Source organism: Clostridium tarantellae, assembly GCF_009295725.1.
Taxonomy (GTDB): Bacteria; Bacillota; Clostridia; order Clostridiales; family Clostridiaceae; genus Sarcina; species Sarcina tarantellae.
Genome location: NZ_WHJC01000575.1, coordinates 1 through 759 on the forward strand (window position 1 = coordinate 1; position 759 = coordinate 759).

Annotated in this window: 1 protein-coding gene; it reads left to right on the top strand. The window is 22.3% G+C overall.

What is annotated here, in order from left to right:
• The first annotated feature begins 104 nt into the window (after window positions 1–104).
• Window positions 105–569 (top strand): DUF1648 domain-containing protein, encoded by a 465-nt coding sequence (locus GBZ86_RS16425; RefSeq protein WP_152892450.1) that lies wholly within the window; start codon window positions 105–107, stop codon window positions 567–569.
• The last annotated feature ends 190 nt before the right edge of the window (window positions 570–759 follow it).

Below are 759 nucleotides of genomic sequence, written 5' to 3' on the forward strand. Positions count from 1 at the left end.
AGATAAAGTACTTTCATCATTACATGAAAAAAATATAAATGCAAAATATATACAAATATCTTCTTGTGCCGGTATTTTAGAAATTTAATAGGGAGGCAAGTCTAATGAAAATTAAAAGAGAAAAATTTGATATTATATTGAATGTATTATGTCTGATAATTTTAATTAGCATAAGTTTATTTCTTATAGTCATTTGGTCTAAAATTCCAGATAAAGTACCTATGCATCATGATTTTGCAGGAAACATTGATAGATGGGGTTCAAAATTAGAAATAATTATTTTACCTATTAGTGCATGGATTATGTATATTTTTTTTGCAATTATTGAAAAATTTCCACAAGTATGGAATACTGGAGTTAAAGTTACAGAAGAAAATAAAGAACGAGTTTATGCTATCATATTGCATCTTATAAGTACAATAAAATTTATATTAGTGTGTGTATTTATGTATTTTACAGTGCAGACAGCATTAGCATTTGAATTATCTGTATTGTTTTTACCTATATTTTTTATAGTTATATTTGGTAATTTACTTTATTGGATTTGGAAATTATTCAAAGTGAAATAGTTTTAAAAATTCCAATTTGTTTATTAGTTAATTATACTGATTTAATAATAAAATAAAGATTAAAATTAAAGTAATCATAAGAGCTTTCAGAAATGAAGATTCTTTTATTTTTCAGTAATGTTAATGTATTAAAAGAGATTAAATAGCTTTAACATAATATGATAGAATTATATTATGTTGAAATTTATAC